Annotated in this window: 25 protein-coding genes; 15 read left to right on the top strand and 10 right to left on the bottom strand. The window is 63.8% G+C overall.

The window, feature by feature from the left end; genetic code table 11:
• Nucleotides 1-23 precede the first annotated feature (23 nt).
• From argH to F2P47_RS15175, 4 genes are all read left to right on the top strand, one after another.
• Nucleotides 24-1,415, top strand: coding sequence for an argininosuccinate lyase (gene argH, locus F2P47_RS15190; RefSeq protein WP_152217234.1), 1,392 nt, complete (start codon nucleotides 24-26; stop codon nucleotides 1,413-1,415).
• Between the two features lies 1 nt (nucleotide 1,416).
• The gene (gene lptM, locus F2P47_RS15185) at nucleotides 1,417-1,659 is read left to right on the top strand and encodes an LPS translocon maturation chaperone LptM (protein ID WP_152217233.1); all 243 of its coding nucleotides are present in this window, start codon (nucleotides 1,417-1,419) and stop codon (nucleotides 1,657-1,659) included.
• A gap of 40 nt (nucleotides 1,660-1,699) precedes the next feature.
• Nucleotides 1,700-2,977 carry a diaminopimelate decarboxylase gene (gene lysA, locus F2P47_RS15180; protein WP_152217232.1) on the top strand — a complete coding sequence of 426 codons (1,278 nt, stop codon included), beginning with the start codon at nucleotides 1,700-1,702 and terminating at the stop codon, nucleotides 2,975-2,977.
• Between the two features lie 63 nt (nucleotides 2,978-3,040).
• Entirely contained in the window at nucleotides 3,041-5,587 is a 2,547-nt protein-coding gene (locus F2P47_RS15175; RefSeq protein ID WP_152217231.1) for a TIGR02302 family protein, read from the top strand.
• A gap of 9 nt (nucleotides 5,588-5,596) precedes the next feature.
• Here the strand turns inward: F2P47_RS15175 and F2P47_RS15170 are convergent, their stop codons facing one another.
• The 3 genes from F2P47_RS15170 to F2P47_RS15160 all read right to left on the bottom strand — a co-directional run bounded on the left by F2P47_RS15170 (nucleotide 5,597) and on the right by F2P47_RS15160 (nucleotide 7,489).
• Entirely contained in the window at nucleotides 5,597-5,974 is a 378-nt protein-coding gene (locus tag F2P47_RS15170; RefSeq protein ID WP_152217230.1) for a response regulator transcription factor, read from the bottom strand.
• A gap of 6 nt (nucleotides 5,975-5,980) precedes the next feature.
• Nucleotides 5,981-6,526: a hypoxanthine phosphoribosyltransferase gene (hpt, locus tag F2P47_RS15165; RefSeq protein ID WP_152217229.1), complete on the bottom strand. Its 546-nt coding sequence runs from the start codon at nucleotides 6,524-6,526 to the stop codon at nucleotides 5,981-5,983.
• A gap of 96 nt (nucleotides 6,527-6,622) precedes the next feature.
• The gene (locus tag F2P47_RS15160; protein ID WP_185681149.1) at nucleotides 6,623-7,489 is read right to left on the bottom strand and encodes a DUF3426 domain-containing protein; all 867 of its coding nucleotides are present in this window, start codon (nucleotides 7,487-7,489) and stop codon (nucleotides 6,623-6,625) included.
• Nucleotides 7,490-7,692: 203 nt separating this feature from the next.
• Between F2P47_RS15160 and ftsE the strand changes: the two genes are divergently transcribed.
• Together ftsE and F2P47_RS15150 are read left to right on the top strand one after the other, a co-directional pair.
• Nucleotides 7,693-8,352: a cell division ATP-binding protein FtsE gene (ftsE, locus tag F2P47_RS15155; RefSeq protein WP_152217301.1), complete on the top strand. Its 660-nt coding sequence runs from the start codon at nucleotides 7,693-7,695 to the stop codon at nucleotides 8,350-8,352.
• Nucleotides 8,345-9,316 carry a cell division protein FtsX gene (locus tag F2P47_RS15150; protein WP_152217227.1) on the top strand — a complete coding sequence of 324 codons (972 nt, stop codon included), beginning with the start codon at nucleotides 8,345-8,347 and terminating at the stop codon, nucleotides 9,314-9,316. Before ftsE ends, F2P47_RS15150 begins: the two co-directional genes overlap by 8 nt.
• A 52-nt stretch (nucleotides 9,317-9,368) precedes the next feature.
• Here the strand turns inward: F2P47_RS15150 and F2P47_RS15145 are convergent, their stop codons facing one another.
• Both F2P47_RS15145 and modA read right to left on the bottom strand, forming a co-directional pair.
• A complete protein-coding gene (locus F2P47_RS15145) occupies nucleotides 9,369-10,985 on the bottom strand; it encodes a porin (RefSeq protein WP_152217226.1) in 1,617 nt (538 codons plus the stop codon).
• Entirely contained in the window at nucleotides 10,982-11,824 is an 843-nt protein-coding gene (gene modA, locus F2P47_RS15140; protein ID WP_152217225.1) for a molybdate ABC transporter substrate-binding protein, read from the bottom strand. Before modA ends, F2P47_RS15145 begins: the two co-directional genes overlap by 4 nt.
• A gap of 269 nt (nucleotides 11,825-12,093) precedes the next feature.
• On the opposite strand from modA, the gene F2P47_RS15135 reads away from it, so the two are divergent.
• From F2P47_RS15135 to F2P47_RS15110, 6 genes are all read left to right on the top strand, one after another.
• Nucleotides 12,094-12,654, top strand: a complete 561-nt coding sequence (locus F2P47_RS15135; protein ID WP_246176921.1) for a YdcF family protein — start codon at nucleotides 12,094-12,096, stop codon at nucleotides 12,652-12,654.
• Between the two features lie 19 nt (nucleotides 12,655-12,673).
• Nucleotides 12,674-13,399, top strand: a complete 726-nt coding sequence (locus F2P47_RS15130; RefSeq protein WP_246176919.1) for a lysophospholipid acyltransferase family protein — start codon at nucleotides 12,674-12,676, stop codon at nucleotides 13,397-13,399.
• Nucleotides 13,400-13,568: 169 nt separating this feature from the next.
• Nucleotides 13,569-15,878 carry an adenosylcobalamin-dependent ribonucleoside-diphosphate reductase gene (locus F2P47_RS15125; protein WP_152217222.1) on the top strand — a complete coding sequence of 770 codons (2,310 nt, stop codon included), beginning with the start codon at nucleotides 13,569-13,571 and terminating at the stop codon, nucleotides 15,876-15,878.
• A gap of 372 nt (nucleotides 15,879-16,250) precedes the next feature.
• Nucleotides 16,251-16,718 carry a CreA family protein gene (locus F2P47_RS15120; RefSeq protein ID WP_246176918.1) on the top strand — a complete coding sequence of 156 codons (468 nt, stop codon included), beginning with the start codon at nucleotides 16,251-16,253 and terminating at the stop codon, nucleotides 16,716-16,718.
• Between the two features lie 4 nt (nucleotides 16,719-16,722).
• On the top strand, nucleotides 16,723-17,139 hold the full coding sequence (locus tag F2P47_RS15115) for a VOC family protein (protein WP_152217220.1): 417 nt from the start codon (nucleotides 16,723-16,725) through the stop codon (nucleotides 17,137-17,139).
• Nucleotides 17,136-18,341, top strand: a complete 1,206-nt coding sequence (locus tag F2P47_RS15110) for a winged helix-turn-helix domain-containing protein (protein ID WP_343032318.1) — start codon at nucleotides 17,136-17,138, stop codon at nucleotides 18,339-18,341. The genes F2P47_RS15115 and F2P47_RS15110 overlap by 4 nt, the downstream gene beginning before the upstream one ends.
• On the opposite strand, the gene F2P47_RS15105 is transcribed toward F2P47_RS15110, so the two are convergent.
• Nucleotides 18,292-18,831 carry a gamma-glutamylcyclotransferase gene (locus F2P47_RS15105; protein ID WP_152217219.1) on the bottom strand — a complete coding sequence of 180 codons (540 nt, stop codon included), beginning with the start codon at nucleotides 18,829-18,831 and terminating at the stop codon, nucleotides 18,292-18,294. The genes F2P47_RS15110 and F2P47_RS15105 overlap by 50 nt on opposite strands.
• Nucleotides 18,832-18,870: 39 nt before the next feature.
• Here F2P47_RS15105 and F2P47_RS15100 point away from each other — a divergent pair, with 39 nt between their 5' ends.
• Nucleotides 18,871-19,971 (top strand): DUF2125 domain-containing protein, encoded by a 1,101-nt coding sequence (locus tag F2P47_RS15100; RefSeq protein ID WP_185681147.1) that lies wholly within the window; start codon nucleotides 18,871-18,873, stop codon nucleotides 19,969-19,971.
• Between the two features lie 6 nt (nucleotides 19,972-19,977).
• Here the strand turns inward: F2P47_RS15100 and F2P47_RS15095 are convergent, their stop codons facing one another.
• From F2P47_RS15095 to F2P47_RS15085, 3 genes are read right to left on the bottom strand one after another with little or no spacing between them, the layout of a single operon-like run.
• A complete protein-coding gene (locus F2P47_RS15095) occupies nucleotides 19,978-20,922 on the bottom strand; it encodes a prephenate/arogenate dehydrogenase family protein (RefSeq protein ID WP_152217217.1) in 945 nt (314 codons plus the stop codon).
• Complete coding sequence (gene hisC, locus F2P47_RS15090; RefSeq protein ID WP_185681146.1) at nucleotides 20,919-22,019, bottom strand: histidinol-phosphate transaminase; 1,101 nt, start codon at nucleotides 22,017-22,019, stop codon at nucleotides 20,919-20,921. The genes F2P47_RS15095 and hisC overlap by 4 nt, the downstream gene beginning before the upstream one ends.
• Before the next feature lies 1 nt (nucleotide 22,020).
• Nucleotides 22,021-22,917 carry a chorismate mutase gene (locus F2P47_RS15085; protein WP_185681145.1) on the bottom strand — a complete coding sequence of 299 codons (897 nt, stop codon included), beginning with the start codon at nucleotides 22,915-22,917 and terminating at the stop codon, nucleotides 22,021-22,023.
• A 279-nt stretch (nucleotides 22,918-23,196) separates the two neighbouring features.
• On the opposite strand from F2P47_RS15085, the gene metX reads away from it, so the two are divergent.
• Together metX and metW are read left to right on the top strand one after the other, a co-directional pair.
• Entirely contained in the window at nucleotides 23,197-24,378 is a 1,182-nt protein-coding gene (gene metX, locus F2P47_RS15080; protein WP_152217214.1) for a homoserine O-acetyltransferase MetX, read from the top strand.
• Complete coding sequence (gene metW / locus F2P47_RS15075) at nucleotides 24,375-25,013, top strand: methionine biosynthesis protein MetW (protein WP_152217213.1); 639 nt, start codon at nucleotides 24,375-24,377, stop codon at nucleotides 25,011-25,013. Before metX ends, metW begins: the two co-directional genes overlap by 4 nt.
• On the opposite strand, the gene F2P47_RS15070 is transcribed toward metW, so the two are convergent.
• Nucleotides 25,014-25,766, bottom strand: a complete 753-nt coding sequence (locus F2P47_RS15070; RefSeq protein WP_152217212.1) for a class I SAM-dependent methyltransferase — start codon at nucleotides 25,764-25,766, stop codon at nucleotides 25,014-25,016.
• Nucleotides 25,767-25,894 lie beyond the last annotated feature (128 nt).

Here is a 25,894-nt window from a genome sequence, read left to right as displayed (position 1 = left end):
CTCGACGCCCGGGGAATCTCGCGATGAGCAACAAAATGTGGGGCGGCCGCTTCGGCGAAGGTCCCGACCGCATCATGGAGGAGATCAACGCCTCCATCGGCTTCGATCAGCGCTTCTTTGCCCAGGACATCCGGGGCTCGAAGGCGCACTGCGCCATGTTGGCCGAAACCGGAATTATCTCAAGAGCCGATGCCGATCAAATCATCGCCGGTCTCGATGCCGTGCTGGCCGAGATCGAGGAAGGCCGCTTCGAGTTCAAGCGGGCGCTTGAAGATATCCACATGAATGTCGAATCGCGGCTTGCGGACCTCATCGGCGCGTCGGCGGGCAGGCTTCACACGGCTCGTTCGCGCAACGATCAGGTGGCGCTCGACTTCAAGCTCTATATCCGCGACACGATCGACCATCTGGACGAACAGCTTGCCGACTTCCAGAAGGCGCTGCTCGACAAGGCGGAAGCCAACGCCGACACGATCATGCCGGGCTTCACTCATCTGCAGACGGCCCAGCCTGTGACCTTCGGCCATCATTGCCTCGCCTATGTCGAGATGACAGCGCGCGACCGTGGCCGCTTCGCCGATGCGCGGCGGCGCCTCAACGAGAGCCCGCTAGGCAGCGCGGCGCTTGCCGGCACCTCATTCCCCATCGACCGCCACATGACGGCCAAGGCCCTCGGCTTCGACCGCCCGACGCGGAACTCGCTCGACAGCGTGTCCGACCGCGACTTCGTGCTGGAAACCATGTCGGCCGCCGCAATCGCCGCGACGCATCTCTCGCGCCTTGCCGAAGAAATCGTGATCTGGTCGACGCCGGGCTTCAACTTCGTGCGCCTGACCGACGGCTTCACCACCGGCTCGTCGATCATGCCGCAAAAGCGCAACCCCGATGCCGCCGAACTCGTGCGCGCGAAGTCGGGCCGCGTCATCGGCGACCTCACCTCGCTCCTCATCGTCATGAAGGGCCTGCCGCTCGCCTATTCCAAGGACATGCAGGAAGACAAGGAAGCCGCCTTCGACGCGCTTGATGCGCTGTCGCTCTCGCTTGCCGCCATGACCGGCATGATATCGACGCTGACCGTCAACGCGAAGGAAATGCGCGCGGCGGCCTCTCGCGGCTTCGCCACGGCGACCGATCTTGCCGACTGGCTGGTCCGGCGCCTCAATGTGCCCTTCCGTCAGGCGCATCACATTACCGGCGCGCTCGTCGCCAGGGCCGAGAAGAGGGGCATCGATCTCGATGGCCTCTCGCTCGACGAGATGCGGGAAGTGGAGCCCGGCATCACCGATGAGGTATATTCTGTACTGGGCGTCGACAATTCGGTCCGCAGCCGGACAAGCTTCGGCGGCACGGCCCCCGAAAATGTGCGTGCCTCGGTCGCCTGGTGGCGAAACGAGCTTGGCAGCAGGGAGAAGTGAGATGAACCGGCGAATGACGATCACGGCGGCGCTCGGCCTTTCCGTTCTTCTCGCGCTCGGCGCCTGCGGCCGAAAGGGCGATCTCGAACCGCCGCCCGGCGGGAGCCCCGACATGGCGCAAAAAACGCCCTGCGGCAACACGCCTGCCGTCGTGCCGCAGGATGCGCCGATCGATGCGCAGAAGCGCTCGTCGTCGACCAGCGCGCCCAGCCAGATGCCCAGCCAGACGCTTCCGCCCTGCTGAGGCGCCCCGAACTCCAGTTTCTCCGCAAGGCGACCGCGCCATGAATCATTTCGAGTACAAGGGCGGCGTTCTTCATGCTGAAGACGTCGCGATCTCCGATATCGCGGCGACAGTCGGCACGCCCTTCTATTGCTATTCCTCCGCGACACTGACGCGCCACGCGCAGGTCTTCATCGACGCCTTCAGGAAGCAGCCCGCGCGGCTCTGCTATGCGGTCAAGGCCAATTCCAACCTCGCCGTCATCGCAACCCTGGCCAAGGTCGGCGCGGGCGCCGATGTGGTCTCGGAAGGCGAATTGCGCCGCGCCCTTGCGGCAGGCATTCCCGCTTCCAGGATCGTCTTTTCTGGCGTCGGCAAGACGGCGCAGGAAATCTCCTTCGCGCTGGAAGCTGGTATCGACCAGTTCAACGTCGAATCGGAGCCGGAACTCGAACAGATATCGGCGCTTGCCAGCGCGCGCGGTCTCACCGCGAAGATCGCGATCCGCGTGAACCCGGATGTCGACGCGAGGACGCACGAGAAGATCGCGACCGGCAAGGCCGAGAACAAGTTCGGCATTTCCTGGAAGCGCGCGCCTGCCGTCTATGCCCGCGCCGAAGAGCTTCCCGGCATCGCCGCCGTGGGCATCGACGTTCATATCGGCAGCCAGCTCACCTCGCTTGAGCCTTTCGACGCCGCCTTCCGCCGGGTCGCGGGCATGGTCGAGGAGTTGCGCCGCGAGGGCCATGCCATCAGCCGCATCGACCTCGGCGGAGGGCTGGGCATTCCCTATCGCGGCGACAACGACATTCCTCCGCATCCGGATGAATATGCCGCGATGGTGCAGCGCGCCGTCGGCCATCTGGGCTGCGAGCTTACCTATGAGCCCGGCCGCCTCATTGTGGGCAATGCGGGCATCCTCGTTTCGCGCGTCATCTATGAGAAGCAGGGCGACGACCGGAAGTTCCTCATCGTCGACGCGGCGATGAACGACCTGATCCGCCCGACGCTTTACGACGCCTTCCACGAGATCAAGGCAGTGGTCGAGCCCTCAGCCTCGGCGGAGCGCGCCGTCTATGACGTCGTCGGCCCCGTCTGTGAAACCGGTGACTATCTCGCCAAGGGCCGCGAAATGGCGCGGCTGAAGGCAGACGATCTCGTCGCCATCATGTCGGCGGGCGCCTATGGCGCGGTGCAGGCCTCGGAATACAACACAAGGCCCCTCGTGCCCGAGGTCCTCGTCAACGGCAGCGACTATGCGATCATCCGCGCGCGCCCAAGTTATGACGAAATCCTGAAGCACGATATGATCCCCGCATGGCTCGGAGGACCTCGCTAGGCGCGAGTCGCTCACGGGCCGCGAACACGGTTCCCGGAACGGCCTGACAAGAGGCGCGAGGATTTGAACGGCCCCAATACGCGCAAGACGGCGAAGGTGACGGAGGCGGGGAAAGAAGCCCCCCGCCGCGCCGAGGGCCCGCGCCTGCCGCCGCGCGTCGAGCGGCGCATCCGCATCGCCCGCGCCATCCTCTTCTGGGAAGCCCTCTGGCCGGTCCTCTGGCCGCCTGCGGGCGTCGGCGGCGTCTTTCTGGTGCTCGCACTCTTCGGCGCCTTTTCGGGCCTGCCCCTCGGCATCCACTGGGCCATGCTCGCGGGCTTCGGCGGGCTCATGGCCTGGATGCTCTGGCGCGGGCTCATGGGCTTCCGCTGGCCAGACCGTGAAGCGGCACTGCGCCATCTCGAACAGGTCTCGGGCCTCACCCACCAGCCGCTCGGCGCTTATGAAGACGCGCCTGCGCCGGGCACGGGGGACGCCGCGCTCTGGCGCGCGCACCAACGCTGGGTGGCCGAACGCATCCGCAAGCTCAAGCTCGGTTTTGCCTCGCCGGGCCTTGCCTCGCAGGACCCCTATGCGCTTCGCGCCGCGGTGGTGCTCCTCCTCGTCATCGCCTTTCTGGGCACCGGCGGCGGGCAGATGAACCGTATCGCGGCGGCGCTGCTCCCCGGCCTCGGCGTTGCAAAGCCCTTCTCGGTCGAAGCCTGGATCACCCCGCCGGCTTATACGGGCCAGGCGCCGATCTATCTCGAAGATCAGCAATCGGCAGACCGCGCGACGACGGAGGAGCGAAAGCTCGTCGTGCCGGAAAACAGCGTGCTGTCGCTGCGCGTCCACGGCCTCAAGAATACCCCCTCGCTCGAAGCCGGACAGGGCGACCGCGGCCGCCCCGAGCCGCTGAAACATATGGGCAGCACAAATTACGCCATCGACGCGAAGATCGCTGCCTCGACGGAATTCGCGCTGACGCAAGGCGGGCGCATGATGCGCGGCTGGGAGATCGACGTCGTCGCCGACCGAAAGCCGCGGATCGCACTCACCAAGCCTATCGAGAAGACGGCCACCGGCTCATTGCGCTTCGCCTACAAGGTCGATGACGATTACGGCGTCACCTCCGCCGTGGCGCGCATTGCCCTCGTCCTCCCGCCAGAACAGGCATCGCCGGGCACGACCAAGGCGGGCGCCAAGGTGGGCGCAAAGCCGGTGCAATCCCGCGTGACGCCACCCACCATCAACCTGCCGCTGCCGACACTCCGCCCTCGTGAGGCGAGCGACGAAACCTATATCGACCTCACGCCGCACCCTTGGGCGGGCTTGGCCGTCACCATCACGCTGGTGGCGAAGGACGACGCGGGACAGGAAGGGACGTCGTTGCCCGTGGCGATCGTGCTTCCCGCCCGCGAGTTCAAGAAGCCGCTTGCCGCCGCCATCGTCGAGCAGCGCCGCGCGCTCGCGCTCGAACCGCAGGCGACGGCGCGCGTGGCCCGCGTACTCGACGATTTCACGACGGACCCCGATCGCTACATCGACGACCTGCGCGTCTATCTCGCGCTCCGCGCGGCCTATTGGCGCCTCGCCGACGCCCAGCGCGACAGCGACCTTACCGGCATCTACGACCTTCTCTGGGCAACCGCGCTCCACATCGAGGATGGCGACGTCTCGCTCGCCGAGAACGACATGCGCCGCGCCCGCGACGCGCTGGCCAATGCACTGGCCAAGGGCGCGTCGGGCGAGGAACTCGACCGGCTGCTCGCCGACCTCAAAAGCGCTTTCAATCGCTACATGGAAGCGCTGACCGCCAGCGGCCAGATGCCGGCTACGAGCGACATGAATCGCTTCGCGCCGCAGGACGGACAGACCATCGACCGCTCCGACCTCGAAAAGATGCTGAGTTCCATCGAGGAAATGACGAAGACCGGCGCACGAGATCAGGCGAAAGCCATGCTGCAGCAGCTCCAGGCGATCATGGAGAACATGCGGACGCCCCAGAAAAGCGCCGGCATGACGCCGCAGGAACAGGCGATGCAGCAGGGTGTCGACAAGATAGGCAAGCTGATCGACAAGCAGAACGAACTCATGGCCCAAACCTTCCAGCAAGGCGCGAAGATGGGCGCGGGCGCCGGCAAGGGCGGCAAAGCCTCCATGCACGACCTCAGGAAGTCGCAGGAAGCGCTGCGCGAGGAGCTGGCAAAGGCGGTTCTTGAACTTGAAAAATCCGGTGCGAAGGCGCCCCCCGCGCTTGTCGACGCCGGCAACTCGATGAAGAGCGCCGAAGAGCGCCTCGGCGACGAGCGCACTGACCGCGCCACCGCCGCGCAGGGCAAAGCCATCGCAGAAATGCGTGAAGGAGCGCAGGGCCTGGCCGATCAAATGATGCAGAGCATGGCGGGCCGACGCGGCAGCGCCGGGCGCGGACAGAACAGCGCCTCCGATCCCTTCGGTCGCCCGACCGCCAATGGCTCGACCACGATCGGCAACGACGTTGCCGTGCCCAACAAGATCGACGTTCAGCGCGCCCGAAAGATCATTGAGGAACTGCGTCGCCGCGCCGGTGAACTCGGCCGCCCGAAGAACGAGCTGGATTATCTCGACCGGCTGCTGAAGCGGTTTTGAAGTATTCCGCTATTCCTTGTCCAGAACCGTCTGCACGCGCATGACAAGCTCGTCCAGCGTGAAGGGCTTCAGCAGAATGTCGTCGATGATGGCGTCAAGGCCATATGCGCGTTCGCGCTGGTCGGAATAACCGGTCATCAGCATGATCGGCATGTCGGGTGCGTCGCGGGCGGCAGAAAGCGCGAGCGAAATGCCATCCATCACGGGCATAAGAATATCGGTGAGCAGGAGATCATGCGCCCTGCCCGCCTCGCGCGCGCGGGCGAGTGCCATCAGTGCCTCGCTGCCATCGCCGACCTCCTCGACCTCATGGCCGACGCCTGAAAGCGCGCGCGTGATGAAGGCGCGTACACTGGGCTCGTCCTCTGCGATCAGGATGCGAGCCATGCGCTATCAGCCCTCGACGACGCCGACGAACGGCAACTGCCGATAGGCATGCGCCACGTCCATGCCATAGCCGACGACGAAACGGTCGGCGCATTTGAAGCCGGTGAAATCGGCCTTCATATGGACGGCGAGCTTGCCGGGCTTGTCCAGCAGCACGCAGGTCTTGACCGAGTGAGCGCGGCGCGCCGTCATCAGGTCCTTGGCGAAGGCGAGCGTGCGCCCCGATTCCAGAATGTCGTCGACGATGAGGACGTCGCGGCCTTCGATTGCGGCCTCTGTGTCGCGGATGATCTTTACCTCGCCCAGCGACTGCGTTCCCTTGCCATAGCTCGACAGGCTGATGAAATCCATGTCGGGCTCGGCGCCTTCCTCATGAAGCGCGCGCAACAGATCGGCGGCGAAGATGAAGCTGCCCTTGAGGATGGGAATGACGAGCAGCTCCTTGCCCATCACGGCGACGATTTCCTTCGCCAGTTCCCGAACGCGAGCGGCGATTTCCTCTGCCGTAAACATAACCGATATCTGCGCGCCATGCGCGACGAGCTTACTCATGATCCGTGATTGCCTGTTTATTTGCGGCTAAGGGCACAAATTGACGGCGTGACGGCCCGAAGTCCAGCCCGTTCGCAATCCTGATCGGCCAGAGGCTCAGGGCTTGGGCGTGGTTGGCGGGCTCGCGGGCTCGCTCTCCTCACCCTTCTGCACAAAGCGCAGTTCGAGATCGCGCACGTCAACGGGCGGGCTCGAAAGCCGTGTCACGAAAGGCACGGCCTGCTTCGGGTCAAGCTCTGCCTCGCTGAGGGCGAAGGTCCAGTGATAAAGCTCATGCTGCTTGGCATCGAGAAGGCCGACGCGAAGGCGCGGCACGGCGCGACGCTCGTCACTGATATTCACGACCTGGCCCTTGACCGCCAGCACCGGCAATCCGTTTTCCGTCTGGCGTTCGTAGCCTACCTCGCGGAACTCGAAGCCGCGCAGATTGATCGGCTTGTCGACGGCGCCGTAGATTTTCGTCGTCGCGGGCCAGTACGCGGCAATGTCCTTGCGATAGTGCCAGCCGCCGAAAAGCGTCGTCCCGACAAAAGCGATGAGCAACACCCAGCCGATGGCGGAGAGCACACGGCCCCGACGCGACGAGGCGGCACGATTGACGAAGGTGCGGAGCTTGCCGCCATTGCCGAGCTGGGATTCTCCGGGCTCCGCGAAGCCGATGTCGTCTTCCGGCGCCGGCGCTTCGGCCTCCGCAGGCGCGGGTTTCTTGAAAATGGGGGTCGCTGGTACCTCAAAGGGAACAACCGGTTCCGGTGCCGAAATGATCTCATGCTCCGGCTCGGGCTGAGGCTCGGGAGCGGCGGGTGCCGCCGCCGGCTCCTCGCCCTTGCGCGGCAGGTCGGTCGGCGGAGCCTGATGCCAGCTATGGCCGCATTTGGCGCAGCGCACCTTCCGCCCGGACGGCGCGAAGGAAGCCGCGTCCACCGGGTAGCGGGCCGAACATGCTGGACAGGTAATGATCATCAGGTTGATTGCCGAAACCGATATGCCCAAGCGGGCGGACAGGAGGACGGGACGCTTCGCGCGACGCCTGTTCACCACAGCCTATTGAAAGCCGGACCATGGTTAAAGTCCGGTTAAGTGCCATAACGAAAGCGTGTCGCATCGCGGTACATTTTCGCGAGGGGCTGCCCGCGTCCGGCCGCTTCCATGTTACCTTGCGTTCCATGATTCGCTTCGAGAATGTGGGCATGCGCTACGGCATGGGGCCGGAGATCCTGCGTGATGTGAGCTTTCACCTCGCGCCGGGCTCGCTCCACTTTTTGACCGGCCCATCGGGCGCGGGCAAGACCTCGCTTCTGAAACTCATGTTCCTCGCCTCGCGCCCTTCGCGCGGCCTCATCACCATGTTCGGTCGCGATATCGCGACACTGCCACGCGCCGAACTGCCGGACCTGCGCCGCCGCGTCGGCGTCGTCTTTCAGGAATTCCGCCTTCTCGATCATCTGACGACCTATGAGAACGTCGCCCTGCCGCTGAAGATCCAGGGAAGGTCCGAGGACAGCTACCGCGCGGATGTGAAGGAACTGCTCGCCTGGGTGGGCCTTGGTGAGCGCATGACAGCCAAGCCGCCGACGCTTTCGGGCGGCGAAAAGCAGCGTGCCGCCATCGCCCGCGCCGTCGTCGCGCAGCCCGACGTCCTGCTCGCCGACGAGCCGACTGGCAATGTCGACCCTGAAATGGGCAAGCGGCTGCTTCGTCTCTTCATCGAGTTGAACCGTCTGGGCACTTCGGTCCTCATCGCCACCCACGACCATGCTCTGGTCGAGGCGGCGGGGGCGCCGGAACTCATGATCAATGGCGGGAGGCTGACCGTCCGTGGCTGAACCCCGCGCCAAAGCCCGTCCGGCCGCCAAGGAAAAGGCGGAGCCCGTTCATGAGCGCCGGGGCCTCGGCCAACGGATCAGGGCCGTCATGGTCGAGACGCGCAGCGTCATGCCGGCCGCCGATGGCGCGGGCCTTTCATTGATCCTCGTCATCGCCGCCATGTGCTTCCTCGCAAGCCTCGCACTCGGCGCGGCACTTTCAGTCGGCCGCACCTCGGCAGACTGGGCGCGCGACCTTTCGGGCGCCCTCACCGTGGAGGTGAAGCCGTCCGATGCCATGCCGCAGGACGAGCAGGTGGAAGCCGTCGTGAAGCTGCTGAAGGAAACGCAGGGCATCCTCCGCGCCGAGGCGCTGAGCAAGGCCGATACGGAAGCGTTGCTCGAGCCCTGGCTCGGCAAGGGCAATGTGACCGAAGATCTGCCGCTGCCGCGCCTCGTGGATATCCGCATCGACGCAAACACGCCGCCGGATTTCGATGCGTTGGCCCGACACCTTGCGGAGGTGGCCCCCGGCGCCATTCTCGACACGCATCGCCAATGGCAGACAGAACTCGTTCGCACCGCGCGCTCGGCCCAGTGGCTCGCCTATGCGGTGCTCGCCGTGGTCGCGGCAACGACCATCGCCATCGTCACTTTCGCGACGCGTTCGGGCCTTTCCGCAAATCGTGAAGTGGTGGAAGTGCTGCACATGATCGGCGCGCGCGACAAGTTCATCGCGTCCGAAGTGCAGCGCCATTTCCTGCATCTCGGACTGCGCGGCGGAATCATTGGACTTGCGCTCTCGGTCGCGACCTTCCTCGGTCTCGCCTGGTATGGAGGCTCGGCAAGCTCTTTCCTCGTGCCGGTGTCGGGTCTGCGGCCCGAATTCTATCCGGCGCTCGCCGGTGTGCCAGTCATCGCCGCGCTGGTCGCCATGATCACGGCGCGGATCACCGTGCTGCGGACGCTGCACCGGCTGCTGTAAGCGGCGGGTGCAGAGCCGTGCCACGGAACAGGCACGGCCCCACACTCTCGGATCAGAAGCCGAACTGCGTGCGCAAGGAGATCACGTCGAAGCTCTGTCCGATGTCCGTGTTTGCGACGACCGGCGCCGCCGTCGAGCCGATGCGATCGACGGAGACATGCTGATAGTCGAGCGCGAAACGAAGCAGACTGTTGGGATACCAGTTGATGCCTGCGGTCCAGATCTTCTGCTCGCCGCCACGGACGCCGTCGGCCGGCATCGCCGATCCGATCTGCCCCTCGTGATAATTGAGGTCAAGATCGCTATAGCGCGCGGCGAGTTCCCATGCACCCCAGCCACCGCCTTTGAGCGAGAGAGGAACCGAAGGCTTGGGCGAAGTGAACGCCCCGTTTGCCGCGCTGTAACCGCGTCGTTCGCCGGTGAGCACCCATGTTCCCTGCAGGTACCAGCCGTCGAAATTCGGGTTGGAGAGCCCTGTTGCTACCCTGTCGATGCCGTAACCGAAATAGCCAGCCTGCCCATAAAGCGAACGCCACTGGGCCGCGCCCTCAACGCCCCAGTGATAGGCATGTTCGGCGTTGATAGCGCCGGTGCTCACGAGTTTCGTTCCTGTGTCGTCGACAGTCAGCTCAGGCGATGTGGAGAACGTAATCGTATGCGCGCCGTTTGGGCCCACGGTATTCGTGAACGGCGGCGTGAAAACATAGCTGCCGTTCACGCCAGCGAGAAGGCGCCAGTCATTGTCGGAATAGAACAGATCGGAGACGCGGCCGAGTACCGCGCGCTGTTCGCCGGCATAGGTGTTGCTATCCGCGACCTTGCCGCCCGTGAGCGAAAGCGCAGCATAAAGCTTGCCGCCTGTGTAAAGCGCCGTGATTGCATCTCGGCCATCGCTTCCTGCGATGCCGCGCGCGATCTCGGCAGGTGCGTTGCGCTCGAGAAAGATCGTGTCGCCTGACGCCGTGCCGTCTTCAATATTGGCTGGCGGCGGATAGGCGCCGACGCGCAGCGCGAAAGGCGCAAGCCCGTCATATTGCGCATAAACCGCCTGAACGCGGCCCTGCTGTTCGTTGCCGCTGCTGCCGCCGAAATCGTAATTGAAGAGATAGGACCAATCGCCAAAGAGTTTGCCCTGGATGCCGAGCTGGGCGCGGCGGAAATTCGAGCCACTGCTGAGCGCACCGCCATTCGCCGACGAGAGCCGCGAAGCGCTGTCGTCCTGGTCATAATAGGCATTATCGAACTGGCCGAGGCCGCGCAGTCCGAGCGAGAACCTGCCGTCGGGCGACTGAACCACAGGGCGGCCCGAAGCGAAGCTCCACACGGGCTCGTCCTGTTTTTCAAGCCGCTGCGTCGTCTTGTAGGAATCGAGTTCGATTTTGAGCGCGTCAATCTGCGCCTGCTGGCTTGCCGTCTGGGCGGGCGAGGTTTGCGGAACGGCCTGCGCGACGGCCGACTTCTTCCGCTCCACGCCTGAGCGCTTCAGGCTGGCGATCTCGCGCGACTGGCTTTCGATCTGGCTACGCTGCTGCTCGATCTGGTGCTGCTGCGCCTCGAGCATCTTCTGCATGGCATCGAGACGCTTCAGGACTTCGGCGTCGTCGGCAAAGGCGGGCGCGGACAGCGCGCAGCAGGCAACGGTGGTAAGGAGGAAAAGACGCGATCTCACTGTTGAACTCCTGCGGCTGGAAATGTGAACCCGGCCTTGAGGAAGGCAGCTTTTGCCTTGTCGCTGTGCAGGAATTCGAGGAAGCGGGCAGCCTCGGGCGTCGCGCCCTTGGTCAACGCCGCCGGATAGATGATCGGGAGATGCGTATCTTCGGGGAAATAGCCGACGATGCGTACCTTCGGCTCCTGTTTTGCATCGGTCTCATAGACGATACCGAGCGGGGTCTCTCCCCGCGCGACATAGGCAAGCGCGACACGCACATTCTCCGCCGATGCGGTGTGGTCGACGACGTCGCCCCAGACGCCGAGAGAGGTGAGCGCCGTGCGCGCATATTTTCCGGCAGGCACGGAATCAGGATCGGCGATCGCCAGCCTGCCCTCGCCCAGCGCCTCGCGGAGCGGGAAGTTCTGGCCGATGGTGATCGCAACCTTCGAATCCGTGGGCGCGATCAACACCAGACGGTTGCCGAGAAGGTTCGAGCGCGTCTGCCCGTTGATGAGGCCACGATTGGCGAGATAGTCCATCCAGTCCGTATCGGCGGAGATAAAGATGTCCGCCTTGGCGCCCGCCTCGATCTGCCGGGCGAGAACCGAACTTCCCGCATAGGACGCGACGACCTTGCCGCCGCCTGTCGCCGCATAGGCCTTGATGATGTCGTCCAGCGCGTTCTTGAGGCTCGCTGCGGCGAAGACCAGCGGCTCGCCTGCGCGCGCAGGTCCGGCGCCTACCGACAACGAACCCACAAGCACCGCACAGGCCAGCAGGGCGGATATGAAAAGGCGCCGGCCTAAGCCGACAGGTTTTCCCGATACGTCCAACACGATGATGACCCCCGTCATTCGCATGCATTCTGCGCCAGCTTCGCCAGCGCTATATTTGTTTGAACATAACGCATATTAAAAACTGTCATGTCAAACCGAAAGCCAACCCGCATTTCCTGTCTATGCGCCGCCCTCGCCGCTTATGCTAAAGTCCAGCCGCCGCCGAACCCCTTGAGGGTCTACGGGGCTCATGGAACTGGAACTGGCGAGACGGAATGGCGGCCGGAGCGAGCGAACGGGAAGGACTGGGCCAGCACTTCGGCCGGAGGCTGGTGATCTTGCTGGGCATGCTCGTGCTTGCCTGGGGCGTGGGATTCTTCATCTTCGTCGCGGAACTGGACCGCAGGCCGCCCGCCGACATGCCGGTGGCCGACGGGATCGTCGCGCTGACGGGGGGCGAAGGCCGCCTCAACGAAGCGATGAAGCTCCTCGAGGACGGCAAGGGCGCGCGCCTCCTCATCACCGGCGTCCATCCGGAGGTGAAGCGCGCCGCCGTCAAGGCCGCTGTCGGCGGATCGGGCGCCAAGTTCGACTGCTGCGTCGATATCGGTCGCCAAGCTGAAAACACCATCGGCAATGCGAGCGAGACCGCCAAATGGGTAGGTGCGCATAAGTACCGCTCGATCATCCTCGTGACATCGACCTATCACATGCCGCGCGCAACGCTTGAGCTTCGTCGCGCCATGCCGGGCGTTTCCATCACGCCCTTCCCGGTGGTGCAGGGTACGCTTCATCTCGATGGCTGGTGGGACTTCCCCGGCACGACAAAGCTGCTGGCCTCGGAATATTCGAAATATCTGCTGACGCTCGCCCATGCGCGCGCGCTCATCCGCCCTGAAACCTATTAAGGCCAAAGGATCGCCGACCGTGCTGCTCTGGCTCCGCTCGATCGCTTATAACCTTGCGCTCTACGTGACTGCGGTCGCGATCGGCCTTGCCGCCACGCCCGCGCTCTTCATGCCACGCGGCGCGGCCGTCTGGATCATCCACAACCTCTCGACGCTTGCAATCTGGCTCCTCAGGGTCATCGCCGGAACGCGCTACGAGATCCGGGGCAGGCTTCCCGAGGGCGGCGTCCTCATCGCCGCCAAACACCAGTCGATGTGGGACACGATCGCCATGCCGGCGATCCTGAAAGACCCAGCCATCGTGCTGAAGGCCGAGCTCCTCTGGATTCCCTATTATGGCTGGTTCTCGAAAAAGGCCGACATGATCGGCATCGACCGCGGCGCGGGCGCGAAGGCGGTCCGCCATCTGATCCAGCAGGGCAAGGCGGCGCTCGCCCTCAAGCGCCCCATTGTCATTTTCCCGGAAGGAACCCGCGCCGCGCCCGGCGCCAGGCTCGATTACAAACCGGGCGTCGCCGCCCTCTACCGCCAGCTCGGCGTTCCCTGCGTGCCGGTGGCGGTCAACTCCGGCCTCTTCTGGCCGCGCCGCAAATTCCTGCGCCGGCCCGGCACCATCGTTGTCGAATTCCTGGAGCCGATCCCGCCGGGGCTCGACCGCGAGACCTTCATGGCCACGCTCTCGGAACGTATCGAAATGGCCACCGACCGCTTGCTTGCGGAAGCTGGCCACCCTGTGGATAAGTAGGACAATGTTATGCTGTGGATAACGGGGAAAGCGGCAATGATATTTATATATCAGTGTCTTAGCTATGATAATCCTGTGCTCTCATTGGGTACAAAATGAGAACACTCAAGCGCCGGTTCCATGCTAGACTATTGCCTCTTTCAACGCCGAGTGACTTGAGCGAGACCCGATGCATCCGATCGCCGAACAGATCTGGGACATGAAATACCGCCTTCACGGCGAGGACGGCACGCCCCTCGACCTTACCGTCGAGGATACGTGGACCCGGGTGGCGACGGCGCTGGCCGAGGCCGAAGCGCCGGAAGCGCGGGATACCTGGCTCAAGCGTTTCCACGACGCGATGTCGGGCTATCGCTTCCTGCCTGCGGGACGCATTCTCGCGGGCTCGGGCACGGGCCGCGACGTGACCCTTTTCAACTGTTTCGTCATGGGAGAGATCCCCGACACCATGGGGGGCATCTTCGACAGCCTGAAGGAAGCGGCCCTGACCATGCAGCAGGGCGGCGGCATCGGCTACGACTTCTCGACGCTGCGCCCCAAGGGCGCGCCGGTGAAGGGCGTGGGCGCGGACGCTTCCGGTCCCCTCTCCTTCATGGATGTGTGGGACGCCATGTGCCGCACCATCATGTCGGCGGGCTCGCGCCGCGGCGCCATGATGGCCGTGATGCGCTGCGACCACCCGGATATCGAGGCCTTCATCGACGCCAAGCGCACGCCCGGCCGCCTCACCATGTTCAACCTGTCGGTGCTCGTCACCGACGCTTTCATGGCGGCGGTCAAGGCCGATGCCGACTGGCACCTCGTCTTCAGGGGCGAAACCTTCAAGACGCTGAAGGCCCGCGCGCTCTGGGACAAGATCATCGCCGCGACCTACGCCTATGCGGAACCGGGCGTCATCTTCATCGACCGCATCAATGCGCGAAACAATCTCCATTATTGCGAGACGATCAACGCGACGAATCCTTGCGGCGAGCAACCCCTGCCGCCTTACGGCGCCTGCCTTCTCGGCTCGATCAATCTCGCCGCGCTCGTAAAGGACGCATTCAGCGAAACGGCGCATATCGACGAGAAAGAACTTTCGGAGCTCGTCTCCGTCGCCGTCCGCGCCATGGACAATGTGGTCGATGTTTCGCGCTTCCCGCTGCCGCAACAGGCGCATGAGGCGCATGCAAAGCGCCGCATCGGCCTTGGCGTCACGGGCCTCGCCGACGCCCTCATCATGTGCCGCTCGCGCTATGGCTCGGCGCAGTCGATCGAACTCATCCGCCGCTGGATGCATGCGCTGACGCGCGCCGCCTATCTCGCCTCGGTGGAAATCGCGAAGGAAAAGGGCGCCTTCCCGCTTTTCGACCGCGATGCCTATCTCTCGGGCGAAACCATCAAGACGCTCGACGAGGATGTACGCGAGGCGATCGCCGCGCACGGCATCCGCAATGCGCTGGTGACCTCCATCGCGCCAACCGGCACCATCTCGCTCTTAGCTGGAAACGTCTCGTCCGGCATCGAGCCGGTATTCGCCTATGGCTATACGCGTAAGGTGCTGATGCCTGATGGCACGCGGCGCGAGGAAAAGGTTGTCGACTACGCCGTGGCGAAGTTCCACGAAGCTTTCGGCGAGACAGCAGCGCTGCCGGATTATTTCGTCAATGCGCAGGAGCTGACGCCCGCCGAACATCTCGCCGTACAGGCCGCCGCGCAGGACTATATCGACAGCTCAATCTCCAAGACGATCAACGTGCCGGAGGATATTTCCTTCGAGGACTTCAAGGACATCTATACCCATGCCTATGAGATGGGCCTGAAGGGCTGCACCACCTATCGCCCGAGCGATGTGCGCGGCTCCGTTCTCTCGGTCGAGGCGCCGAAGCCTGAAGAGGCGCAAGCCACCCTCGCGCTCAATGCGCCGAAGCAGACGCCTTACGAAAAGGACGGCGTCGTCTACATGTCGAAGCCGCTCGAACGCGAAACGGTGCTGCCGGGCTTCACCTACAAGCTGCAATGGCCGGAATCCGACCACGCGATCTACATCACCATCAACGACATTCTTCAGGATGGCAGGCGGCGCCCCTTCGAGATTTTCATCAACTCGAAGAACATGGAGCATTATGCCTGGACCGTGGCGCTGACGCGCATGATCTCGGCGGTCTTTCGGCGCGGCGGCGATGTCACCTTCGTCGTGGAAGAGCTGAAGGCGGTCTTCGATCCGCGCGGTGGTTCATGGATGAAGAGCCGCTATGTGCCGAGCCTGCTTGCCGCCATCGGCGAGATCATCGAACAGCACATGATCGACACGGGCTTCATTGCCAAGGAAGATGGGTCCCCGGTGACGGAAGCCGTTCGCGCCGTCGTCGGCGAACCCGCAGAGCCGAATATAGGCACAGTGAAGCTCAAGGGCTGCCCGCGCTGCGGCGAACGCGCCATGATCAGCCAGGAAGGCTGCGAGACCTGCACCTCCTGCGGCTTCTCGAAATGCGGATGAACAGGTTTTTGTAAAAGGACTGCGTATGAAAGCGTGGCTAGTTACTTGGGAATGGATTGGCGATCATGCCGCTGTTTCCGAGCCGATTGTAGCCATCCTAAGCGCTAGAACATCGACCCAAAAGATCAAATGGCTCCTTGAACAATTGTATGTTCAGAAAACTGCTTCGTTCGAAGAGCAAATAGATATTTCCCGTTATCAGCGACCCCACCCTCTCCCATATCCAGCAGAGTTTGTCCGAACTAGAATGGGCAGCGTTCTCCATCGAGGCGAAATACATTGCGGTGCCAATCCATGGCTCCGCGCCAGAATCGTCACGGACCTGAGGGTAGACTCAGACGCAGATGGCAAAAGGACTCCCAAATGGATCGAATGAATATAAAGAGCCTGCTCGTCTCCATTGTCCTCGCACTCGTCGCGACGCCGGCATTCGCCGACGACATAGACTGCGTCTCGACGACCTTCCGCGTCATGGGCACGAACGACAAGGTCTGCGTCTCAGGCTTCGACGATGAGGAAGTGGGCGGCGTCACCTGCTATATCGCGCAAGCGCGCACGGGCGGCGTGTCGGGTATGGTGGGGCTTGCCGAAGACCCTTCGCGCTTCTCGCTCTCTTGCATCCAGACCGGGCCGATCACGGCGGACCTCGCGAAGCTCCGGGACCGCGAGAAGGTCTATTCCGAAAAGACCTCCGTCTTCTTCAAGCACACCAAGGTTTATCGCATCGTGGACCAGAAGCGGAAGACGCTCGTCTATCTCGCCATTAGCGACAAGATCGTCGACGGCTCGCCCTTCAACGCGGTCGCGAGTGTGCCGGTCACGCCCTGGGGCGGTCGCTGAATCCATGCGCGGCTTCATCCACCATCTCGATCTGACCGTCTCCAAAGTCGCGCAGTCGGCGCCTTTTTACGACGCGGTTCTCGGCTACATGGGCTATCGCCGCTGGTCGGAAGATGAACACGGCATAGACTGGGAACATGCGACCTCGCGCGACAGCCTGCCCACCATCGGCATCATGGAGGCGAACGAACTCGGACGCTCGCGCCGTCATGACCGCTACTCGCCGGGGCTTCATCATGTGGCCTGGCAGGCCGAGAGCCGCGCGGATGTTGACGCGCTCTACAAGCTTCTGCTCGACATCAAGGCGACGATCCTCGACGCGCCGGCCGACTATCCCGAATATGGCAAAGGCTATTACGCGGTGATGTTCGCGGACCCCGACGGGCTCAAGCTCGAATTCGTTTTCGAGCCGCGCGGATGATCGCCCTCGAGATTTCCAACGACGCGGCCCGGCGCCTCTTTCTCGAACGCCACGCACTTGGAAGCCGCCACGACGAGGCGCTCGATCATGACGATCTTCTCGGACTCGTGCAGCGCATCGGCTTCGTGCAGCTCGACTCCGTCAACGCAGTCGAGCGTGCGCATCACATGATCCTTTTCTCGCGCGCCGCACAGTATGAGCGCGAACTCCTGCACGCGCTGCACCACGACCAGCGCGCCCTTTTCGAGCACTGGACGCATGACGCCTCCCTTATTCCGATGGAGTTCTATCCGCACTGGCAGCATCGCTTTCGCGCCGCGAAGGCCCGCAGCGACCATCCACGCTGGCGTGAGCGCTTCGGGCCCGAGCCTGAAAAGACGATCCGCAAGGTTCGCGCCCGCATCCGCCGCGACGGCGAGGTCTCGACGCGCGATTTCGAGGACAAGGGAGCCGGCGGCTGGTGGGGCTGGGGACCGTCGAAGACCGCGCTCGAATATCTCTGGCGAACCGGCGAACTCGCCATCGCCAGACGCGACGGTTTCGAGAAAATCTACGATCTCTCGGAGCGCGTGATCCCTGCCGATCTCCGCGCCGCGCGCCCGACACGCAAGCAAACCATCGACTGGGCCTGCCGCGAAGCGCTGGCCCGGCTTGGGTTCGCGACGCCGACGGAGCTTGCAGGCTTCTTCGACCTCATCGAAATCGCGGAAGCCAAGGAATGGACGAAAGCCGCGATGCGGCGGAAGAACATCATCGAGGTGAATGTCGAAGGCGCGGACGGGGGCCATCGCCACGCCTTCGCGCCCGCCTCGATAGAGGCCGACATCGCCGCTCTCCCCGACCCGCACGAGGGCACACGGCTTCTATCGCCCTTCGACCCCGCGATCCGCGACCGCAAGCGCACACAGCGCCTTTTCGGCTTCGACTACACGATCGAAATCTTCGTGCCGGAGGCGAAGCGCCGCTATGGCTACTACGTGCTGCCGATCCTCGAAGGCACGCGCTTCTCCGCCCGCGCGGACCTCAAAGTCCATCGCGCGGAGGACCGGCTGGAGGTGAAGGGCTTCTGGCTCGAGCCCGGCGTGAAGCTCGACCGCGCCCGCAAGACAGCCGTCGAAACCGCGCTCGAAGGGCTCGCCCGCTTCACCGGCGTCACGCAGATAGACGCAGCCGCTCTTCGACGGCCTGCCAGAGCCGGGTAAGTTCGGCGTCGGCAATTCCCGCCTCTTCAAGATGGCGGACCGTGCTTTCGAGATATTCCGGGTTCTTGCCCGAACTGCCCTCGCCCGCCGCGATCAGCGCCACCTGACGCTCGAAGGAAAGCTCGCCCGCATATTGCGGATGCGTCGGATCGACCAGGTAGCAAAGCGCTTCCACATGGGTACCATCGTCAACCAGTTCCACCTGCTTCATCGCTTCGACATAAACGGATGTCACCTGTTCGCGAGCTTCGAGGTAGCGGCGCGTTTCAGCCGCGCGCGCGGCTTCGACGCGGAACGCGACGCCACGGCACTCGCCGCCTGTATCAAGCCCGAACACAAGGCCGGGCCGTTCCGGCGTGCCCCGATGGACATGGCTATAAACGCAGAAACCGCGATGATGCCCGCCAAGCAGCGCCGGCCGGCGTTCCTCGAACTCGAAGCCAGGCCGCCACATCAGCGAGCCATATCCAAACACCCATAAATCCTGCATTCTGTACCCCGACAAATGACGGACCATTTTAACGATCTCATGACCAGCACACCATCCGAAGCACCGGCGCGGAAGCCTGCTTCACGCGCGCGTATATTCGTGCCGGCCATCGCGCTCGCGGTGCTCGCAGCGATCTATTCGGTCTACTGGTATGTCATGGCCGGGAAGACGCGCGAATTCCTCGAAACCTTCGCCACCGAACATCATGCTGGCAATGTCGCCGTCAACTGGAGCGGGCTCTCGCTCTCCGGCTATCCCTATCGCATCGAGGCGAGCTTCACCGCGCCTGCGATCTCGGCCCCCAATGCACCCGAGGATTGGAGCTGGTCCGCGCGGGGCCTCGACGCCGATTTCTTGCCCTATAGTCTCAACCATGTCGTGCTGAAGGTCGATGGCGAGCAGCTTCTCCAATATCGCGACACGACCAAGAATGGCGGCCGTCGCCACGCCGTCCGCATCACGGCGGAAGGCACATGGGCGAGCTATGTCAATGTGAAGGACGCACCCTTCGGCCGCCTCGCCATCGACGTCAACAATCTCGTCGCGCTGAAGGATGGCAAGGCGCCGAGCACGGGCCAGCGCTTCGCCGCAGGCCGACTGCAATTCCACACACGGCCCGCCGAACCCGCCAAGGGGCTCGCCGACGTGAGCTACGACGTCGCGGTTCAGGGCAACGACATGGCGCTCGACAATGCCGACGCGCCGCGCGTCCTCGGGCCGCGCATCGACATCATCTCGGCACAGGCCCGGATCAGGAACCTGCCGCGCACCGCCAATGCGAGCCCCGGCGATTTTGGCCGTGCCTGGGCCACGGGTGGCGGCGTGGTAACGATTTCCGACATGCAGATCAAATGGGGGCCGCTCGATCTCTGGGCGCAGGGAGAGCTGTCGCTGGACGCCGAGGCGCGGCCCCAGGGCCGCCTCGAAGCCTCGATCGCGGATTACGAAGGCCTCCTGAAGGCTCTCGTCAAGAACAAGGTCATCAGCCAGAAGGACCAGCGCATCGCAACGGTCGGCCTCGGCATCGTCGCGGAACTGCAGGGCGATCAGGCGGGCCGCGTGCGCGTGCCCGTCACCATTACGGAAGGGAAGATATTTCTCGGTCCCGTGCTGGTCGCGAAGCTCGAACCGCTTTTCTGACGAGTGCTATTTCTTCTGCGCCGGCGTACGCCCGAAATTCGGCGCTGCCGTATCCTGACCAGCCTCGATGATCGAGCGGCGCACCGCGCGTGTGCGCGTGAAGAGATTGAACAATCCCTCTCCATCGCCCCAGCGGATCATGCGCTGCATGGCCGACAGATCCTCTGAGAAGCGTCCCAGCATCTCGAGGATCGCATCCTTGTTGTTGAGGCAGATGTCGCGCCACATGGTCGGGTCGGACGAGGCCAGGCGCGTGAAGTCGCGGAAGCCGCCCGCCGAATATTTGATGACTTCCGACTCCGTGACCGTTTCGAGATCGTCCGCCGTGCCGACGATATTGTAGGCAATGAGATGCGGCAGATGGCTGACGATGGCGAGCACCAGATCATGGTGCTTCGGCTCCATGTAGTCGACCTTCGAGCCGCAGGCCTGCCAGAAGGCGGCGAGCTTGGCCACCGCATCGCGGTCCGCGCCCGGCCCCGGCGTCAGGATGCACCAGCGCCCGTCGAAGAGTTCGGCAAAGCCCGAATCCGGGCCCGACTGCTCGGTGCCCGCAATCGGATGGCCAGGAATGAAATGCACACCCTCCGGCACATAGGGGCCGATATCGCGCACCACCGCCATCTTGACTGAACCGACATCGGTAAGGATCGCGCCGCGCTTCAGATGCGGTTCGATCTCCGCCGCGACGGGACCGAGCGCACCGACCGGCGTGCAGATGACGACGAGATCGGCATTCTTCACCGCGTCCGCCGCCGTTTCATGGGCGCTGTCGACGAAGCCGATTTCAAGCGCGCGGGCGCGCGTCTCCGCCGAACGCGCGTAGCCCGCCACATGGGCCGCGAGCTTGCCGCGCTTGATCGCATGGCCGAGCGAGCCGCCGATCAGACCGAGGCCGATGATGGCGACGCGCTCGAAACGCGGATCAACGCTGGCGTTTTCGTCGGTCATGGCTTGCGTCCCAGAAACTCCGCAAGCGCAGCGACGACGGCCCGGTTTGCCTCTTCGATGCCGACCGAGAGGCGCAGATAATCCGGCAACCCATAAGCCGCGACCTGACGCAGGATGAGGCCGCGCTTCATCAGGAACTCGTCGGCATCCTTCGCCGTGCGGCCCGGCTCGCTGGGAAAGCGGACGAGCAGGAAATTCGCGACGCTCGGCGCGACGTCGAGTCCGAGCTTCGAAATTTCGACCGCCAGCCATTCGAGCCATTCGGCGTTATGCGCACGCGCCTTTTCAAAGTGATCGATGTCGCGGATGGACGCGATGCCGGCACGCAGCGCCGGAATCGACACGTTGAACGGCCCGCGAATGCGATTGATGACATCGATGATATGGGCCGGCGCATACATCCAGCCGAGGCGGAGCGCCGCGAGCCCGTGGATCTTCGAGAAGGTGCGCGTCATCACCACGTTCTGAGACGTGGCAACGAGTTCTATGCCGCTCTCGTAATCGTTCTTGCCAACATATTCGCTATAGGCGGCATCGATCACAAAAAGAATGTCGGAACGCAGCCCGGCATGGAGACGCTTCACTTCGTCAACCGGCAGATAGCTTCCCGTCGGATTGTTCGGATTGGCGAGGAAGACGATCTTCGTCTTCGGCGTCACTGCGGCAAGGATCGCGTCGACATCGGCGCGAAGCCCCTTCTCCTTCACCTGAACGATCTTCGCGCCAGCCGCGCGGGTCACGATCGGGTAGACGAGAAAGCCATGCTCCGTCGCAATCGCCTCGTCGCCCTCGCCGAGATAGGCCTGAGCAAGCAAGTGCAGAAGCTCGTCGGAGCCCGAACCGCAAACGATATTGTCGGGGTTGAGGCCGTAGCGCTCGCCGACCGCCTCGCGCAATTCCGACGCCGACCCTTCCGGATAGAATTCGAGCTGGTCGGCCGCGCCGATGAAAGCCTCGCGCGCAAGCGGCGACGGCCCGAGCGGAGTCTCGTTGGCCGAGAGCTTGAAGACCTTGGCAACGCCATGCGCATGCGCGCGACCGCCGATATAGGGAGCGATCTCGAGAATGCCCTTCTGGGGAACTGGTTTCTTGGTCATTTTATTCGCCATCTTTCGCGCGTTGAACCGGGTTCGCATAGCCGCCGATGATGTGCGCGCGTTCGACAGTCCCATCCGAGATGATAGCGTCGAGCCGCGCGTCATCGGCGGTGATATGGCCCGCGATGGCGAAAAGATTATGGCGGAGCGGATGCCCGTCCTTCGTCTCGGCAACGGCGATGCGCGTGGCGTCGAAGCCCGCCGCCTTCACACGGGCGGTCATCATGGCCTCGCTCACATTGCTCTCGACGGTGATGGCGAGAAGGCTCGTATCGTCGTCAGTCGGCTCGAACTCGGCCTGCGTCACGACGAGCGCGCTCACGGCGTCGGGTTCGTCCCCGATTTCCAGGAAAGGCACGCGGGCAACCACGCGGGGGCCGTCCTTCGCACCGTTGGCCAGCGCCGACCACCAGTCGCCGCCCTCGAAATTGCCCGGAAGCGGCAGGATGCCCACCGCCGAGCGGTCATGCGTCACGCGGCGCAGCACATCGCGCGCCGTGTCGTGAAGCTCCATCTCCGTTGAGGAGCCGTAATAGCTCCGCGCGAGATCCCAATAGGCAAGCGCGTTGTCCGAACCAAAGACTTCGATGCGGAAGGGGCCCTGAATGCGCGTCATGGTCGAGATGACTTCGCGGAACAGGCGGAACACCACCTTGAGGGGCATGCGTCCCTTCTGGCGCGAAGCGAGGCGGCGCAGCACCGAGGCCTCGCGGCCGGGCCGGAAGGCGATGAAACTGCCCTCTCCGTTCGCGCTGGCCGCGCGCGCCTTCGCATTCGCGACCTCGACCACGAGTTCCGTCCGCTTTATCAGCAGATCCTGAATCGCGTCGTCGATCGTATCGATCTCGCGGCGGACCTCGCTGAGCGCCTTGGCTGGTTCTTTGCTGGTGGTCGACATGGGCATCTGGAGACTGAAGGGGCGGGCTTCCGGAAGCTCGGGATACGGGCCGAAAGGCCCCCCGTGCCCCCACCCGCAAGAGCGGTATTCATAAGCGGCCAACCCGCCAAAATCAAAGAAAACATTGACATTTAGGGGGGTGCGTCCCTAGCTATGCACCCTGCTGCCGGGGGTCCGGCAAGGCCCGGCAAGCACCCGGAAAGGTCCCGACCGCCCGCGGCCCAGGCCAGCCTTGAGGCCGGAACTTGAGGTCAGGACTTGAGGAAAGATCGCCGGGCGATGAGCCAGACCGTAGAAATTCAGAGACAGCCGGACGACGCGGCCGCGAGGGTGAAGGCCGTCAGCGCCGTCACGACCTTCGGGCCGGAGGCGCCGCTTCAGCTCGACTGCGGAGTGAGCCTCTCCCCTTTCACCATTGCCTACGAGACCTATGGCACGCTCAATGTCGACAAATCGAATGTCGTGCTGATCTGCCATGCGCTGACCGGCGACCAGCATGTGGCGAGCCGCCACCCCATTACCGGCAAGCCGGGCGGCTGGTGGCCGATGATGGTGGGCCCGGGCCTGCCCATCGATACCGACCGCTATTTCGTCATCTGCCAGAACGTCATCGGCGGCTGCATGGGCACGACCGGGCCGAAGGACATCGATCCCGGGACCGGCAAGCCCTATGGCCTGTCCTTCCCGGTCATCACCATCGGCGACATGGTGCGGGCGCAGGCGATGCTGCTCGACCGGCTGGGCATCAAGGATATTTTCTGCGTCATCGGCGGCTCCATGGGCGGCATGCAGGTGCTGCAATGGGCGACTGCCTATCCTGAGCGCGTCTTCTCGGCGATCCCCATCGCCACGGCGGCGCGGCACTCGGCGCAGAACATCGCCTTCCACGAGGTGGGCCGTCAGGCGATCATGGCCGATCCCGAATGGCACGCCGGCGCCTATCTCGATGGGGAAACGAGCCCCGCCAAGGGCCTCGCCGTCGCGCGCATGGCCGCGCACATCACCTATCTCTCGGAAGCGGCACTGCATCGCAAGTTCGGACGCAATCTCCAGAACCGGGACAAGGTGACCTACGGCTTCGACGCCGATTTCCAGATCGAATCCTATCTGCGCTATCAGGGCTCGACCTTCGTCGACCGTTTCGACGCCAATTCCTATCTCTACATCACCCGCGCGATGGATTATTTCGACCTCGCGGCGGATTGCGGCGGCGTGCTCGCCAATGCCTTCAAGGGTACGAAGACACGCTTCTGCGTCGTTTCCTTCACGTCCGACTGGCTCTTTCCGACGTCGGACAATCGCCAGATCGTGCATGCGCTGAACGCGGCCGCGGCCAATGTGAGCTTCGTCGAAATCGACACCGACAAGGGCCATGACGCCTTCCTGCTCGACGAGCCGGAAATGTTCGCGACGCTCAAGGGCTTCATTGGCGCCGCCGCCGAACGGCGAGGGCTTAAATGACCTCGACTGAAATCGCCCCGACGCATGGTTACGTGCAGAACCGCGTTGACCTCGCGCTCATCGCCGAAATGATCGAACCCAATGTCCGCGTGCTCGACGTCGGTTGCGGCGACGGGGAGCTGCTTGCGCTGCTCGCGCGCACGAAGAATGTCGACGGGCGCGGCATCGAACTGAGCCAGGAAGGCGTCAATGCCTGCGTGACGCGTGGCCTTTCGGTCATCCAGGGCGACGCGGATTCCGATCTGAGCGACTATCCGAAGGACGCTTTCGACTATGTGATTCTGAGCAAGACCATTCAGGCGACGCGCAATCCGCGCGAAGTGCTGCGCCAGATGCAGCGCATCGGAAAGCATTGCATCGTCTCCTTCCCGAATTTCGGCAACTGGCGCGTGCGTCTCCAGCTTCTCCTGACAGGCCGTATGCCGATGACCAAGACGCTCGGCCACGACTGGTACGACACGCCGAATATTCACCTCTGCACGGTGCGCGATTTCGTGACGCTTTGCGAGGAGGTGGGCTTCCGCATCGACGACGCGGTGAGCGTCGCCGGCAACCGCGCCCGCCGCGTTGGCCGCCCCGGCACGCTCGACAATCTCATGGCTGAAGATGCCGTGCTGCTGATGTCGCGGAAGTAACTAGCCTTCTTTTCTCGGCCAGCCCTGAGACACAGGTGCGATGGCGCGGACGCGCTGTCGGATCGCCTCGATGCGTTTCGTCTCGCGGATCGGCGTTGCGGCGTAAATCTGCTTCGTCGCTTCGACAATGATGACGCCCGAAAAGCGCGGCCAGAGAAGCGAGCCCACCCGCTCCCATGCGCGAGCCGAACGCATCAAGGGACGCCAGTCGAAAGGCGGCACGAAGAGCGCCGTCTCCCAATCCGCCGGGCTGAACATCGACTCGCGGAGCGCCTGCGTGATCTGGCTGCGCGAGAAGGGCTGGCCCTGACCGAAGGGCGTCACCTCGCGCCGCGCCCAGAGGCCGCGCCGGTTCGGCACCACGATGATGACCCTCCCGCCCGGCGCCAGCACACGCCAGACCTGACGCAACATGGCGCGCATCGCCTCGCTCGCTTCGAGCCCATGCACGACGAGCACTCGGTCCATGCTCTCGTCCTCGAGCGGCAGATCCTTTTCGTCGGTGAGCCCCGTGAGAGAGCGCCCCTCCGATGGCCAGCGAAGCACGCCCTGCTGCGCGGGCATGAGCCCGATGACGCGCCCGGCCTCGCCAAGGAACAACCCGAGATAGGGCGTCGCGAAACCAAGGCCGAGGACCGAAAGCCCCTTCACCTCGGGCCAAAGCGTCCTGATGCGCTGCCCGATCAACGAACGCGCGACGCGGCCCAGCGGCCGCCCGTAAAAATCCCTGAGATCGATGACATCCATCGGCATGGAGAAAGCCTAGCAGATTTTCCCTAATGGTTTGTCGAAGACACATACAGCGTAAGCGGTGTTTTGCCCCCACATTACCTCTGGCGTCGTGATCTGCGATCACCTTTTGATGGAAGATTGCAGGGAGT

Origin of the sequence: Parvibaculum sedimenti (assembly GCF_009184905.1) — a bacterium.
GTDB lineage: Bacteria > Pseudomonadota > Alphaproteobacteria > Parvibaculales > Parvibaculaceae > Parvibaculum > Parvibaculum sedimenti.
Note: the sequence above shows the minus strand (reverse complement) of the source record. Positions and strands in the feature narration are given on the sequence as shown.